A 14466-nucleotide genomic window follows, 5' to 3' on the forward strand; every position below is an offset into this window, starting at 1 on the left:
ACAAGTCGCTGGGAGGCATCGTATGAAGAACCGTCCTCGGGGGGGTCTGGGTCGAGGGCTCGGGGCGCTGATCCCCACTGGCCCGGTCCAGCCCGTCGAGACGACGACGGCGATGCCCGAAGACGGCGAGGCGCCCGTCCCGGCCTCGGCACCGGCCCCGATGGTGGCGCCGGTCGACGTCGAGGCCCCTGCGGTCATGCCGCCGTCCGAGCCTCAACTCAGCCCGGTGCCCGGTGCCCGGTTCGCTGAGGTGCCGGTCGACGCGATCGTGCCCAACCCGAAGCAGCCCCGCCAGGTCTTCGACGAGGAGGCCCTGGAGGAGCTGAAGACCTCCATCCAGGAGGTCGGCTTCCTCCAGCCGATCGTGGTGCGGGCACTCGACGGCGAGAAGTACGAACTCGTCATGGGTGAGCGCCGCTGGCGGGCCGCACAGGCCGTCGGCCGGGAGAACATTCCCGCCATCGTCCGGGACACCCGCGACGACGCCATGCTCCGGGACGCGCTGCTGGAGAACATCCACCGGGCCAACCTCAACCCGCTGGAGGAGGCCGCCGCATACCAGCAACTGCTGGAGGAGTTCGGCGCGACCCACGAGGAGTTGGCCCGCCGGATCGGCCGGAGCCGCCCGCAGATCTCCAACACCATCCGGCTGCTGAATCTGCCCGCCCAGGTGCAGCGCCGCGTTGCCGCCGGGCTGCTCTCCGCCGGCCATGCCCGCGCGCTGCTGAGCCTGGACGAGGCGCAGGCGCAGGAGCAACTCGCGGCGCGCATCGTCGCCGAGGGGCTCTCCGTCCGATCGACCGAGGAGATCGTCGCGCTCGCGCTGGCGGACGGGCCGGCGAAGGCCCCGGCCGCGAAGCGGCGGACCACTGCCCACGCCCCGGCCCTCACGGACCTCGCGGACAGGCTCTCCGACCGGTTCGACACCAGGGTGAAGGTGGACATCGGCCGGAGCAAGGGCAAGATCACCATCGAGTTCGCCACGGTCGACGACCTGGAACGGATCGTCGGCCTCATCGGGGTCGGTCAAGAGGACACCCCCGAGGACTGACCTCCGCGCCTGCCCGCCGGCCGCGCCGTCCCACCCGGGCGACGCGGCCGGCGGCGTTTCAGGCTGCTGCCCGGGTGGTCCCGAGGGGCATCGCCTCCGGCAGTCGTCGCCCCGTGGCGGTCGGCACGATGCGGCCCAGGCTCCGTGAGGCGGTGCGAGGGCCGTCCACCTCCGTGCGCCGCGGTCGCCGACACGTTCCACGTGAAACCTCCCGGTCTCTGGTGGGCTGCCCGCCGTCGGCGAGACGGGACACGGGACACGTCTCGGCCGACGATTGGCTCGGAGCCCATCGCATACGCCGAAGACGTTGGCGGACAGGTAATGCCGAGCACGCCCCCGGGCACTGCGGTGCCCCCGCTCCGCGCCCGGGGGCGTGCTCGGCATTGCTACGCGGGCTTGCCGCCGTTGGCTCGCGGGCTTGCGGGATCGTGCCGTTGGCACGTGGGCTCGCGGCTGTCGGCTTGCGGGATCGGCGCCGTTGGCTCGCGGGCTCGCCCGCGCCGGACGCGCTCCCTCGAATGGGCTGTGCTGGGCCGGCAGGGCCTACGCCTCTGCCGACTTGAGCTTCTCCCTGGCCGGGCGCCCGGTGGCGGTCACCGCCGACCTGGCGTCGTCGGTCGCCATGCCGGCGACATGGGGGTATCCCGAGGCCCCGGATACCCCCATGTCGCCGACATGGCGACGGGTGCCGGAGGAAGGAGGGCCGCCGGACGGAGGAGGGCCGCCATGTCGACCCCGAGCTGCGTCGGTCCTCGGCGACCAGCCTGTGGACGGGTTCCACGTGAAACGAGGACGTCCGCACGGACGCCACTCAGCACCATGTCCCGGCTCCGGCTCTCACCTCGGCAAAGCCGCCGTAGACAGCGTCCGAGCCGGACGTCGAGGTTCGGGTCCCGCCGGCCGAATCCGCGTAACTCACCGGCTGGCCCGCCCGATGCCGCGAGTATCCCGCCCACTGGTTCCACGTGAAACGATCCTCCGCGCCACGAGGTGGTGCCGTGCCGCCAGGCCTTCGGCAGCCGCGGGACCGGCAAGGGGAGCGGTGGCGGCGAGTTGGTGACGATGAGCCGCTCCAACTCGCTCGCGGTCTGTGGCTCGTGATGGCCAAGCCCGAGTAGCCGTGCTCGGTGATCCCCTCCGGCTCGCTCCCGCCGGGGCGGCGAGGGAACGGCCCATCCCGGCCCCGTGCGGAGGCGAGCTGCCGCCCTGTTTCACGTGGAACCGGAAGCCGAAACCCTCGGCACCACCGGTGCCGACGCGCAGCGCGCCGACCCAGGGCCGCGTCCCGTGGCCGGCATCAGCCGCCGGGCGGAGCGCATGGCTTCAGGAGCCATCGGACACGAAGGGACGCGGAAGCCGGGATCGGGAGGCCGGGGCGCGGAGAACGCAGGACGCTCGGGGGCACGCTTGGGACCGTCCGATCGGTGCCCTGCGGCCGGGAATGGCGGGCCCCGGGCGTGCGCGGCGCGAGGCGGCTCCGGTGCCCCCTCTGCTCGGCGCAAGTACGGCTGGGGTCGGCACTCCGGCCCTGAACCCGTAGCCCTTGTCGGGGGACGCGGCCCCTCACGAGCGCGACCTGAGAGAGCGGGGTGGGCCAGGGCTTCGCCCGTGAAGCGGCGGCAGACCATCAGCTGGCCCTCGTGCCATCGCAGGCGTGCGATCCGACCCACTGCACCCCGCTTGTCGGTTCGGACCTGTACGGCCTCCTCAGCGGGCTGGCTGGTCCGCTCTTTCCTGTGCGGTCGCGAAGCGACGGGTTGTTCGCCGCGCGCCAACGGCGATCTCTCCGCTCGCCCGTCCTCGGCGATCCTTGAGCCTCGGGGCCAGGTCGGCGGTCCTCGACCGGCCCCCGTTGCGCTCGGCGCTCCTCGACCAGCCCCGAGGCGCTCGGCGGTCGCCACTACCCCGACGGCGTCGCTTGCCCCACGAGTGCAGCAGCAGCCGCGACGGCCCAGCACCAAGGTCGGCACCAGCACGTCGCCCCCGTAGCCGTTCGGTTGGGTGCTCAGGGGAGCCGGTCTTCGGCGGTCATGACGACCGCACCTTCCCGACGGGCTACCGCCGCTTCGCCGCCCCCGGACGGCAGCGGGCACACCGACGGCACCACGCGGCTGCGCTGTGCGCGCCCGCGCCGAGATGACGGGAGGGTCGCGGCCGGCGTCGGCTCGATGGGAGGTGTAGAGCCCTTCGCCGATGGTCAGTTCCCCGTCATCGGAGAGGGTGGGGCGCCTCGGGAGCCCGGAGAGCCAGGGCACGGGACGCCGGGGCCCCATCGGTGGACGTCGGGCGATGCGGGAGTGCGCCCCTCGGACGGCCCGCCCCACCCTCGCGGCACCATGAGCAGGCGTCGCCCGGGAAGACGGCGACAGATCGGGCCCATCTCCGAGCGCTCAGGCAGCGACCCGCAGGCCGCCGGCTCGTTAGGAACGAGGGAGGCAGAAGGCTGTGCACAACCCTCGCCAAGAGGCGCGGAGTTATCCACAGCGGTTTTCCACAGCCCCACCCTGTTTCACGTGAAACCCCGCGTGAAACGCGGTGTCAGCCTGTGGACGACGGGCCGTGGCGACGGTCTCGACGGCCTGTGGATAACGTGTGGACAACGCTCGTGGACTGCGCGGGATGGCCCTACGCGGGGGTGCGGAACTCGCCCCGTCCGGCGACCGCGTGGGCCTGGTCCGAAGGGCCCGGCCGCCCTCGACGCTGGACGAATCAGGTAGGGACAGGGCCCGCTTGCTCGGTTAGGGTCAGCGTCGTGCACGACACCCCTCCCGCAGTCCCCGACTTCACCTCCTGGCCTTCCTTCCCCTTCGAGGGCGACCTCCGGGTCAAGCACCTTGAGGACCCCGTCCCGGTGGAACCCCCGCGCAAGGGCGAGGGCAACCGGGAGTGCACGGCCTGCGCCGCGCCCGACGACGCGTACATCTGGGTTGGCGAGCGGTGGCGTGTCCGCGCCATGGATCGGCCCACCGGGCTGCCGATGGTGCTGATCCTGGAGTCCCGTTCCCACCTCGACCTGGGCGACCTGCCCAATCTTCTCGCCGCCGAGCTGGGCGTGATGACGGTACGGCTGGAGAAGGCCATCCGGTCCCTCGACGGCGTCGCCCGCGTCCACGTGAACCGGTGGGGCGACGGGTCGGCCCACCTGCACCTGTGGTTCCTCGCCCGGCCGTACGGGCGCCTCCAGTTGCGGGGCACGTTCCTGTCGCTGTGGGACTCCATCCTCCCGCCGATCTCCGAGCAGCAGTGGCGGGAGAACCTGGCCATGGTGGCCGCCTGGCTGGCCGAGTTCGGTGGCCGGCCGCTGGCCGAGCCGCCCCGCATCCAGTGGCAGGCGCCGTCGAGCATCGGCACCCAGTCGTCCTCCGACGCCGTGGGCGAGGACGACGGCGTCGGCGTGATCGAGGCCGCCGAGGAGATCCCGGAGCCGGCGGACGGGCCGACCGACGACGCCCGGTGAGCGCGGCGGCCGGTCAGCCGCGCCGGGCGGCGGCCCGGGTCACCAGGGAGCCGATCAACCGGCCGAAGTCCAGCCCGGCGGCCTGGACGGCGAGCGGCAGCAGCGACGTCTCCGTCATGCCAGGCGAGACGTTGACCTCCAGCACGTGCGGCTGGCCGTCGGCGTCCACGATCAGGTCGACCCGGGACAGGTCGCGCAGCCCCAGCGCCGTGTGGGCCGCCACGGCGACGCGGGCCACCGTGTCGGCGACCTCCGGGTCGAGTCGCGCGGGGGTGTGCCAGGTGGTCCGGCCCGCGGTGTACCGGGCGGCGTAGTCGTACACGCCGTTGCGGGGCACGATCTCCACGGCAGGCAGCGCCTGCGGGCCCTCCCCGAGGTCGACCACCGACACCGCGACGTCCATGCCGGAGACGTACCGCTCGACCAGCGCCGTCGAGTGGTACGCGAAGCAACCGACCATCGCGGCCGGCAGCGACGCGGCGTCCCGGACCACGGCGGCGCCCAGGCCGGAACCGCCCTGCGCCGGCTTCACCATCAGCGGCAGCCCGAGCCGGTCGACGATCCGGTCCAGCACCGCCACCGCCCCCAGCTCCGAGAAGCGGTCGTGCGGCAGGGCCACCCAGTCGGGGGTGGGCAGGCCGGCCTCGCGGAGCACCGCCTTCGCCGACGGCTTGTCCCAGGCGACGCGGGACGCCCGGGCGTCGCAGCCGACGTACGGGACGTCGCACAGGTCGAGCACCCCGCGCAGCGAACCGTCCTCGCCGGTCGCGCCGTGCAACGCGATCACCACGGCGTCCGGCGGGTCGGCGACCAGCGCCGGGAGCAGGGCCACGTCGGCGTCCCGCAGCTCCGCCTCCACCCCGACGGCGCGGAGCGCGTCCAGCACCCGGCGGCCGGAACGGAGCGAGACGTCCCGCTCGTAGGAGAGGCCACCGGCGAGCACCAGCACGTGCAGCTCGGTGGTGCTGTTGGGGTCGGTCACGGTGATTCGCTCGGCAGGGATCGCAGCCATGCCGGAATCATGCCAAGTCGGGTCCCGGGGTGTCCGCGCCGGCCTGCCCCCGCCGCGAACCGGGACGACCGACGGTGCCGCCGAAGACCCGGCGCATGGCGATGTCCTGCTCCATCACGCCGGCCAGCCGGCGCACCCCCTCCCGGATCCGCTCCGGCGTGGGGAAGGAGAAGTTCAGCCGCATGTTGCCGGTGCCGGTGCCGTCGGCGTAGAAGCCGGTGCCCGGCACGTAGGCCACCCTGGCCGCGATCGCGCGCGGCATCATCGCCTTGGAGTCCAGGCCGTCGGGCAGGCTCGCCCAGACGAAGAGGCCGCCGGTGGGCCTGGTCCAGGTGGTGCCGGCCGGCATCAGATCCTCCAGCGCGGCCAGCAGGGCGTCGCGGCGCTCCCGGTAGACCTCCCGGTAGACCTTGAGCTGCTCGCGCCACGGCATCGTCCCCAGGTAGGTCGAGACGGCGGCCTGGGCGTACCCGCTGGGGCAGAGGATGTTCGCCTCGCTGGCGATGACCAGCTTGTCGCGGACCGCGTGCGGGGCCAGGATCCAGCCCACCCGCAGCCCCGGGGCGAAGGTCTTGGAGAAGGTGCTGAGGTAGAAGACGCCGTCGCGCCGCCGGGCCCGCAGCGGCCGCGGGGCGTCACCCTCGAAACCGAGCTGCCCGTACGGGTCGTCCTCGATCACCAGCAGGCCCGCGCGCTCGCAGATGTCGAGGACCCGTTCGCGCCGTTCCTCGCTGAGCGTCACGCCCATCGGGTTCTGGTACGTCGGGATGGTGTACAGGAACTTCACCCGCCGCCCGGCCCGGGCCAGCTCGGCGACCGCCGTCTCCAACGCCTCCGGGATCAGCCCGTCGTCGTCCATCGGCACGTGCACGACCTGTGCCTGGGCGGCCTGGAACACCCCGAGCGCGCCGACGTAGGTCGGCCCCTCGGCGAGCACCACGTCACCCGGGTCCAGGAAGAGGCGGGCCACCAGGTCGAGCGCCTGCTGCCCGCCGACGGTCACCACCACGTCCTCCGGGGAGGCCCCGCAGGACGCGTCGATGCCGGAGAGCGCCATCACCTCGCAGATCCGCTCGCGCAGCTCCAGGGTGCCCTGCCCGATGCCGTACTGCAGGGTGGTGACGCCGTGCTCGGAGCCGAGCCGGCCGAGCATCTCGCCCACCGCGTCCAGTGGCAGGGCGGCGATGTAGGGCGCGCCGCCGGCGAGGGAGACCACCTCGGGCCGGCTGGCCACCGCGAACAGGGCGCGGATCTCCGAGGCGGTCATGCCCCGGACGCGCCGGGCGTAGCGGTCGGTGTAGTCGTCGAGCGTCGTGCCGGTCATGACATCACCTCGATCGCGTGTCGGGCGGCTCCCGCCCCCCGGGGGTACCCGGGACACCGCAGACCATGGCGGCACGGGACGCAGACCACCGATGGTAGTCCTTTCCCGCTCGGACGGGCCGATCGATTTGCCGGCCGTCCACATCCCGGACCGGCCCTGCGGCGCAACGGCGGGCCCGGATGGGCGCTGCGGGGTGTTTCGCGCGTCCCCTCCCGTACCGCCGTCCGGCGGCGTACGATCGCTCGTCGGAGGCGCCGAAGGCGGCGGCGTCGTTCTCGCCTCCGAGCCTAAGGTGGGGATGCGCCGATGTCGCGACGTCTGGTCAGTTTGACCCTCGACACCCTGGAGGACCTGCCCCGGCCGTGCCGGCAGTGCGTCCACTGGGAGCTTGATCCGGTTTCGGCCGACCGGGCGTGTGCCGCCGGCGACCCGGGGCTGGAGAAGGAGGCCTGGGTCTCGCAGACACTGCTGGAGTGGGGCTCCTGCGGCAAGCTCGCGTACGTCGACGGCATGCCCGCCGGGTTCGTCATGTTCGCCCCGCCGGCCTACGTGCCCCGGTCGATGGCGTTCCCCACCTCCCCCGTCTCCGCCGACGCGGCGCTGCTGATGACCGCGCACGTGGTCGCGCCCTTCGCCGGTGGCGGGCTCGGCCGGATGCTGGTGCAGGGCGTCGCCCGGGACCTCACGAAGCGGGGCATCAAGGCGATCGAGGCGTTCGGGGACGCGAAGTTCGGCGACGAGGGCGACCCGGCGGGCGGGTGCGTGGCCCCCGCCGACTTCTTCCTGTCGGTGGGCTTCAAGACGGTCCGCCCGCATCCCCGCTTTCCCCGGCTGCGGCTGGAGCTGCGCACCGCGCTGAGCTGGAAGTCCGACGTCGAGTACGCCCTGGAGAAGCTGCTCGGGTCGATGAGCCCCGAGACCCTGCTCCGGCCGGTCCGGCCCGCCCCGGCGACCCGCTCCACCGGCGGCTGACCGGCCGGCGTCCGGCCTCGCACACGCGCCACCGGCTGTCCCGGGGCGGGCGGCTCAGTTCGCGCCCACCCGGCGACCTGCCGCGACCGCCGCGCGCAGCGCGCTGACGTCGATCGAGCCGGTGGGCACGTCCCGTTCGATCGGGAAGTACATGCGCTGGACGGCGGCGACGATCGCCTCGACCAGCCGGTCCCGGAACCGGGGGTCGACCAGCCGCCCCCGGTCGGTGGGCGACGTCAGGTAGCCCACCTCCACCCGCACCGCCGGCATCCGGGTCAGCCGCAGCAGCTCCCACGTCTTGGCGTGGGTACGGCAGTCCCGCAGGCCGGTGCGGGCCACGATCTCCCGCTGCACCAGCCCGGCCAGCCGCTCGCCCGTCGCGGAGGTGACCCCGTTGCCGGTGCCGTAGTGGTAGGTGGCCACCCCCTCCGCCTCCGGGTTGGCGTGCCCGTCGGTGTGCAGCGAGATGAACACGTCGGCACCGAGGGAGTTGGCCAGCTGCGCCCGCTCGGCGTCCGGCAGGCAGCTTTGCGGCGTCGGGCCCCGGGTGAGCTGCACCCGCACGCCCGCTGCCGCGAGCCGCCCCTCCAGCCGGCTGGCCAGGTCGTGCACCAGGTCGGCCTCGGTCCAGCGCAACGGGCCGTCCGGCACCACCACCCCGGGGTCGGTGCCGCCGTGCCCCGGGTCGATGACCACGGTCCGGCCGACGAGGGTCGGGCCGGCCTGCCGGATCGCGTCGGACTCGCGCAGCCACTGCGGCCGGCCGCCCACCACCTTCCGCCCCAGCCTGCGCAGCGTCCCCATGGTCTGCGGGCCGCAGGAGCCGTCCGGCTTGAGCCCCATCTCGCGCTGGAACTGGGCCACCGCCCGCGAGGTGCGTACGCCGTAGACGGCGTCGGCGCGTCCCACGTCGTACCCCATCTCCAGCAGGCGTTCCTGGAGCGACCGGACGTCCTCGCCGGTCAGCGGCTCCGGCACCGCGTGGTAGAGGGTGCGCGCGCCGAGCCGCCAGCGGGCGGCGTCCAGGGCGCGCCAGGTCTCCGCGCCGACCCGCCCGTCGACGCTGAGCCCCCGGGACTGCTGGAACGCCCGCACGGCGCGTTCGGTGTCGGCGTCGAACTCGTCGCCGGCCGAGGGCCCGGCCGCGAGCAGGTCGAGACCGGTCAGGACGGCGCGGATCTCGCGCACCGCCGGTCCACGGTCACCGGGTCGGATCGGACGCACGCTCGCCCCCTTCGCAGGGTCGCCGGCCGGCGGCTCCCGGGTTGAGGCTATGCGGTCCGGCCGCCCGGGGTGGCGGTGTCCGCGCAGGTCACGGCCCGCGAAATGCGAAACCCCGCACCCAACGGGGTACGGGGCTTCGCGTAGCGGCTGTCAGAGCGCGGACTGGATCAGCTTGACCAGCTCGCCCTTCGGCTTGGCGCCGGCGATCGACTGGACCGGCTCGCCGTTCTTGAACACGGTCAGGGTCGGCACCGACATCACCCGGTACGCGCGCGCGGTCTCCGGGTTCTCGTCGATGTTGAGCTTGACGATGCTGACCTGGTCGCCCATCTCGCCGGCGATCTCCTCGAGCAGCGGCGAGACCTTGCGGCACGGGCCGCACCACTCCGCCCAGAAGTCGACGAGCACCGGCTTGTCGGACTTCAGCACGTCGACGGCGAAACTCGCGTCGGTGACCGCCTTTGTCGCTCCCACTATGACCCTCCTACGGGGGTTGCGATGTGTTCCTTCAGTCGTTCGGTGCGCCACCCGGGAAGCCCGGGGTGCGGCGCTCAGCCTTCGAGCGTGGCGATGAAGCGCTCGGCGTCGAGGGCGGCGGCGCAGCCGGTGCCGGCCGCGGTGATGGCCTGCCGGTAGGTGTGGTCGACCACGTCACCGGCGGCGAACACGCCCGGGACGCTGGTGCGGGTGCTGGGGGCCTGCACCTTGACGTACCCCTCGTCGTCCAGCTCCACCTGGCCCCGGAAGAGCTCGCTGCGCGGGTCGTGGCCGATCGCCACGAAGACGCCGGTGACGTCGAGGACCTTGGCCTCCCCGGTGTGCACGTTGCGGACGCGGACGCCGGTGACCTTGCCGTCGTCGCCGAGGACCTCCTCGACCACGCTGTTCCACTCGACCTTGATCTTCTCGTTGCCCAGCGCCCGCTCGGCCATGATCTTGCTGGCCCGGAACGAGTCGCGCCGGTGGATGATGGTGACCGACTCGGCGAACCGGGTGAGGAAGCTGGCCTCCTCCATCGCCGAGTCGCCGCCGCCGACGACCACGATGTGCTGGTTGCGGAAGAAGAAGCCGTCACACGTGGCGCAGGACGACACGCCGTGGCCCAGGTATTCCTGCTCGCCCGGCACGCCCAGCGGGCGCCAGGCGGAGCCGGTGGAGAGGATGACGGCCTTCGCCCGGTATGCCGTCTCGCCGACCCACACGGTGCTCACCGCGTCGGAGCCGACGCTGCCGGTGTCGGTCAGCTCGACCCGGGTCACGTCGTCGGTGAGGAACTCGGCACCGAACCGCTCGGCCTGCTTGCGCATGTTGTCCATCAGCTCGGGGCCGAGGATGCCGTCGGCGAAACCGGGGAAGTTTTCCACCTCGGTGGTCGTCATCAGCGCACCGCCGGACTGCACGCCCTCGATGATCAGGGGCTTGAGGTTGGCGCGCGCGGCGTAGACCGCCGCCGTGTAACCGGCCGGCCCGGAGCCGATGATGATCAGGTTGCGGACCTCGTCCACTGCCGTCTCCCGATGTGTGTGGTCGCCATCGGCACGCGCACCGATGCCGGTCGGAGCGTCGACGCCGCGCAGACGCCGACTACTGACTTGCAGAACGTCATCGTACGAAGTGGGGATTCCCGAGCCGGTCATCCGGTGGGTCACGTCACGTGGAAGAACGGCAGATGTGAATCAGGCGCGGCCGGTGGAGGCCCGCCGGGCCGGCCGCGGCCTCACCCTACCCGCGTCCGGTAGCGGGTGTCGGCACCGGACCCGGGCACCCCGCACTCGGGGCCGCTCACCCACGCCCAGCGCTCCCCGGACGGGTCGACGAAGCGTACGACCAGCGCCGGCGCGCCCCGGAAGCGCGCGTAGTCGACGAGGTCGACGGTGAGCGGACCGGCCCCGTGCTCGGCGCTGACGGCCGTGAGGCAGTCGGCCAGGGCGGCGGTGCCGGTGAGTCGGCCCAGGTCCCCGACGGCCGGCAGCCGTTCGCCGCTGTCGCCCCCGGCGGGCGCGTCCGGCCCCGACCCGAACGACCTCGGCGGCTCGCTGGCACCGGGGGACGGCCGATCGCCGGCGGCCAGGGTCTCCGGCGTCCAGTCGGTGCCCGAGCGCCGCGGCGCGCCGGCGACGGTGAACGCGCCGCCGCCCGACTCCGCCTGCGCGCTGATCGCCCGGTCGGCCGTGCCGCCACTCTGGTCGCTGCCGCCGACCACCTGGTTGAGCCCGAACCCGACGGCGACGACCGAGGCCGCGGCCAGGGCCACCGGCCCGGCGAGCCGCGCCCAGCGCCGCCCACGGCCCCCGGGGCGGCCGGTAGCCGGGCCGGGACCGCCGGCGGGCCGGCGCGTACCGCCGGTGGGCTGGGCGGGCACCCGGCCGACCCGGGCCGGGTCGGCGAGGCCCGCCCGGTCGGGCTGGTCGGTGACACCGGCGGGCGTGCCGGGGCCGGCACCAGCCAGCGCGGCGGTGATCCGGTCGGCGACCACCGGCGGCATCTGCGGTGCGGGCCCGGCCCAGGCCGCGAGGGCGTCGCCGACCGGGGCCAGGGCCGCCGCCAGCGCGTCGTGGGCCTCGGCCCAGGCCGGGTCCTCCGCGACGAGCCGCGCCACGACCGCCTCGTCGGGGGTGCCGTCCAACGCGCCGCCGAGGTAGTCGGCGAGCAGGTCGAGGTCGACCTCCCTGAACCCCCCGGCAGTCACGAGTCCTCCTGGTTGGCGACGCGCCGGGAGCGTCCCGACCCTGATCGGACGCCGTCGGCGGGCCGGGGGTTCCCCTGGGTGACGGCGGGCACGTCCGGGCCGTGGGAGCCGTCGGCACCGGCGCGCGGCGAGGCCAGCCGCACGGCGGGGCCGGGCTGTCGGCCCGCCCCTGCGGCGTCGCCGGCCGGGCCGTCGGGCAGTGCGCCCGTACGCAGGTGCCCGAGGGCGACGGCGAGCCGGGCCCGACCCCGGGCGCAGCGGCTCTTGACCGTCCCCTCGGCGACGTCGAGGATGCGGGCCACCTCGGCCACCGGGTAGCCCTGCACGTCGACGAGGATCAGCGCCGCCCGCTGCTCGACGGGCAGTTCGGCGAGCGCCTGCCGGACCACCAGGGCGGTGTCGTGGTCCTGGACGGGGGCGGCGGGCTCCAACCCGCCGGTCGACGGGCCGCCGTCGACGCCGTGCGTGCCGTCGGGCAGCGGGACGGTCGGGTGCGCCTGCCGGCGGCGGATCCGGTCGAGGCAGGCGTTCACCACGATCCGGTGCAGCCAGGTGGTCACCGCCGAGTCGCCCCGGAACCGGGCCGCCGCCCGGTGGGCGGACAGCAGCGCGTCCTGGAGGGCGTCGGCGGCCTCCTCACGGTCGCCGAGGGTCCGCAGGGCGACCGCCCAGAGCCGGTCCCGGTGCCGGTGGAACAGCTCGGTGAAGGCGTCCCGGTCACCGGCGACGTGGGCGCGCAGCAGGTCGACGTCGCTCGCGCGCTCGCCGTGAGCGTCCATCACCGCGCCCGATCGCTGCGGTGCCCCGTCGCCGGGCCCCGGTTCACGACCCCTGGACCGTGATCTCCTGGACGCCGACCTGGTAGCCCCGGTCGTTCGGGGGCAGCTCGGTGATCCAGAACAGCAGGTAGCGGTATTTCGCGTCGGCGTCGAAGCCGTTGAAGGTCATCGTGGTGCCGTCGTGCTGCTCGAAGGGCTGCCCGATCGGGTTCTTCTTGTAGCTGGCGAACAGCTCCTTGTCGCCCGACGACGTGGGCGGCGGGTCGGTGGTGCCCGCGAACAGCTGGGCGGAGGCCCCGGTGGCGGAGAGGCTCACCTGCACCGACTTGACGGTGCGCTCCTCGCCGAGGTCGATCCAGACGCCCATGCCGCTCTTGGTGTTGCCGAAGTTCGACCGGGTGTAGGTGTCGGTGTCCCAGCCCTTGTCCGCGTCGCCGTCGATCACCTTCTCGGCCCCGCCCAGCTCGTCGCGGAGCTTGCTGTCCGGGTCGACGATGCGGACCTCGGTCACCGACAGCTTGCGCACGGCGGCGGCGGGGGTCGCCTCGGTCGCCGGGGCGCTGCTGGACGGCCGGGCCACCGGCTCGGTCTCCGGCGTCTCGTCGTCGTTGCCGAGGATGCTGATGCCGATGAGCAGGCCGACGAGGGCGACCGCCAACAGGCCGGCGATGCCGACGGCGACCTTCCGCCCGGCGACCGAGGCCAGCGGCGACGGCTCCTCGCCGTTGTCGGCGGCGAACCGCAGCGGGCCGGCGGGCTCCAGGTAGCCGTCGTCCTCCACCGGGATGTCCAGCCGGGCCAGCTCCGCCGAGAGCACGTCCGACGGCGGCGGGGCGATGCCGGCGTCGAGCAGGTCCATGGTGAGGTCGTCGAGGTAGGCCGGCACGCCGGCCCGGACCTGGCGGGGCGCGGCGATCGCGCCGCTGGCGTCGCGCACGGCGTCGGGGATCGCGGCCCGGCCGTGCCCGGCGGTGGCGCCGTGCAGCGGGGCCTCGGCGTGCGGCCAGTGCCCGGTCAGGGCGAAGTAGAGGATGCCGCCGATCGCGCGGACGTCGTTCTCCTGGCTGTCGGCGCCGTCGGTGCGGGCGTCGGCCAGGACCACGCGGCCCTCGTCGCTGATCATGACGGTGCCCGGGTGCACGTTGCCGTGCACCATGCCGGTGGCGTGCACGGCCGCCAGCGCGCTGGCCACGGCGTTGCCGATCGCGGTCGTCCGGCCCGGGTCGAGGGGGCCGTCGGCGACCATCTCCCGCAGGGACCGGCCGTCCACCCACTCGCGGACCACGTACGCCCGCTCGGCCTCGTCGATCGCGTCGTACACGCCGACCAGGTTGGGGTGGATCACCCGGCTGGCCGCGACGGCCGCCTGGAGCATCTCGGTGGCCGAGTCGCCGCCCGGGTAACGCAGCACGACCGCGACCGGGCGGCGCAGCACCACGTCGACCCCGCGCCAGACCAGCCGGCCCGCGCTGTCGTTGTTGATGTGCTCGACCAGCTCGTACCGCTCGGCGAGGATCTCACCGGCCGTGGGAGCACCGAAGGTCATGATCGGCGGAGCGCTCTCCTCCGCCTGCTGACCCTCGCCGACCTGGGTCACCCGTCCTCCCTCGGTGATCGTGTCGATCGATGGACCCGCGCTGCTGGGCATCTGGCTTCCCGCTCTGCCTGTTGAGGAACCGACCGACGGTCTCGACGCGGAGCGCCGGGGTCAGCCGTACCCGTCGAGAGCGACCTTACCCGGGTTGCCGGCCTCCCCGACATGTCATCTTCCCGGCGTACCCGGCTGAGGTGCCGGGAGTGGCCGCGCCTGTCCGGTTACGACCGTTGTCGGCCGCGTTGCTGGCACATGTACTAGCCAATCTAGAGGTTGACGGCAAGTAGTCGTTGCAGGGGCCGCGCCGGTGTGGCGTCCGGGCGACGGCGACGGATTCCCCGCCGAACGGCCCGCCATGCTCAGC

Annotated in this window: 10 protein-coding genes and 1 pseudogene; 3 read left to right on the top strand and 8 right to left on the bottom strand. The window is 73.8% G+C overall.

Annotated elements, in window-relative coordinates; genetic code table 11:
• Positions 1-22 precede the first annotated feature (22 nt).
• Both LPA42_RS13665 and LPA42_RS13670 read left to right on the top strand, forming a co-directional pair.
• Positions 23-1051, top strand: a complete 1029-nt coding sequence (locus LPA42_RS13665) for a ParB/RepB/Spo0J family partition protein (protein WP_077935358.1) — start codon at positions 23-25, stop codon at positions 1049-1051.
• 2752 nt (positions 1052-3803) lie between these two features.
• Positions 3804-4475: pseudogene (locus LPA42_RS13670) on the top strand (hypothetical protein); the annotation flags it as partial.
• A 46-nt stretch (positions 4476-4521) separates the two neighbouring features.
• Here LPA42_RS13670 and LPA42_RS13675 read toward each other — a convergent pair.
• Both LPA42_RS13675 and LPA42_RS13680 read right to left on the bottom strand, forming a co-directional pair.
• Complete coding sequence (locus tag LPA42_RS13675; RefSeq protein ID WP_077935356.1) at positions 4522-5520, bottom strand: D-alanine--D-alanine ligase; 999 nt, start codon at positions 5518-5520, stop codon at positions 4522-4524.
• Between the two features lie 7 nt (positions 5521-5527).
• Positions 5528-6844, bottom strand: coding sequence for a PLP-dependent aminotransferase family protein (locus LPA42_RS13680; RefSeq protein ID WP_077935355.1), 1317 nt, complete (start codon positions 6842-6844; stop codon positions 5528-5530).
• Between the two features lie 306 nt (positions 6845-7150).
• Between LPA42_RS13680 and LPA42_RS13685 the strand changes: the two genes are divergently transcribed.
• Positions 7151-7816 carry a GNAT family N-acetyltransferase gene (locus tag LPA42_RS13685; RefSeq protein ID WP_077935354.1) on the top strand — a complete coding sequence of 222 codons (666 nt, stop codon included), beginning with the start codon at positions 7151-7153 and terminating at the stop codon, positions 7814-7816.
• Positions 7817-7870: 54 nt separating this feature from the next.
• On the opposite strand, the gene LPA42_RS13690 is transcribed toward LPA42_RS13685, so the two are convergent.
• From LPA42_RS13690 to LPA42_RS13715, 6 genes are all read right to left on the bottom strand, one after another.
• A complete protein-coding gene (locus LPA42_RS13690; RefSeq protein WP_077935353.1) occupies positions 7871-9040 on the bottom strand; it encodes an N-acetylmuramoyl-L-alanine amidase in 1170 nt (389 codons plus the stop codon).
• A gap of 150 nt (positions 9041-9190) precedes the next feature.
• A complete protein-coding gene (gene trxA, locus LPA42_RS13695) occupies positions 9191-9514 on the bottom strand; it encodes a thioredoxin (RefSeq protein WP_043960991.1) in 324 nt (107 codons plus the stop codon).
• Between the two features lie 77 nt (positions 9515-9591).
• The gene (gene trxB, locus LPA42_RS13700; protein WP_077935352.1) at positions 9592-10545 is read right to left on the bottom strand and encodes a thioredoxin-disulfide reductase; all 954 of its coding nucleotides are present in this window, start codon (positions 10543-10545) and stop codon (positions 9592-9594) included.
• A 212-nt stretch (positions 10546-10757) separates the two neighbouring features.
• A complete protein-coding gene (locus tag LPA42_RS13705; protein ID WP_077935351.1) occupies positions 10758-11729 on the bottom strand; it encodes a hypothetical protein in 972 nt (323 codons plus the stop codon).
• A complete protein-coding gene (sigM, locus tag LPA42_RS13710) occupies positions 11726-12508 on the bottom strand; it encodes an RNA polymerase sigma factor SigM (RefSeq protein WP_043960985.1) in 783 nt (260 codons plus the stop codon). Before sigM ends, LPA42_RS13705 begins: the two co-directional genes overlap by 4 nt.
• Before the next feature lie 43 nt (positions 12509-12551).
• The gene (locus LPA42_RS13715) at positions 12552-14156 is read right to left on the bottom strand and encodes a protein kinase family protein (RefSeq protein ID WP_077935350.1); all 1605 of its coding nucleotides are present in this window, start codon (positions 14154-14156) and stop codon (positions 12552-12554) included.
• Between the last annotated feature and the right edge of the window lie 310 nt (positions 14157-14466).

Origin of the sequence: Micromonospora sp. DH13 (assembly GCF_020873825.1) — a bacterium.
In the GTDB taxonomy this organism is placed as follows: domain Bacteria; phylum Actinomycetota; class Actinomycetes; order Mycobacteriales; family Micromonosporaceae; genus Micromonospora; species Micromonospora haikouensis.